Origin of the sequence: Mesorhizobium argentiipisi (SeqCode), assembly GCF_037179585.1 — a bacterium.
Taxonomy (GTDB): Bacteria; Pseudomonadota; Alphaproteobacteria; order Rhizobiales; family Rhizobiaceae; genus Mesorhizobium; species Mesorhizobium argentiipisi.
Genome location: NZ_JAPYKO010000125.1, coordinates 1 through 401, shown reverse-complemented (window position 1 = coordinate 401; position 401 = coordinate 1). Strand labels below are relative to the sequence as shown.

Genomic DNA, 401 nt, shown 5'->3' with positions numbered 1-401 from the left:
CGCCCGACAACCCAGCATACCACCAGGAATTCTTTGGCCCAGTCGCGCAGGTTTTTGTGGTCGACGACGCGGCGGCGGCATTGGCGAATGATTCGAAGTTCGGACTCGGCGGCACGATCTTCTCAAGCGATATCGCGCAAGCGCGTTCGCTGCCATCGCGAGATCGAGACGGGGATGGTGTTCATAAACACCCCGACCACGTCGCGGCCGGAGTTGCCGTTCGGTGGGATCAAGAGGTCGGGGTATGGCCGCGAACTCGGCGACGTAGGGATCAAGGAGTTCGTCAACCGCAAACCGGTCGTCATCAGCAAAGGATCTTCAAGACCGTTGGCCTTGAACATGAGGCTCTGGCTTAGCCTGACGGAGAGTGAAGCATCGTAGGTACTTCATTCTCCCAGGCT

1 protein-coding gene is annotated in these 401 nt (G+C 58.9%); it reads left to right on the top strand.

Going from position 1 to position 401, the window contains the following annotated elements; genetic code table 11:
- Positions 1–87 precede the first annotated feature (87 nt).
- Complete coding sequence (locus O7A05_RS34230) at positions 88–381, top strand: aldehyde dehydrogenase family protein (protein WP_337097822.1); 294 nt, start codon at positions 88–90, stop codon at positions 379–381.
- The last annotated feature ends 20 nt before the right edge of the window (positions 382–401 follow it).

Coding starts and splice junctions, on each gene's coding strand:
- O7A05_RS34230 (WP_337097822.1), top strand. CDS start 88: ATGATTCGAAGTTCGGACTCGGCGGCACGATCTTCTCAAGCGATATCG.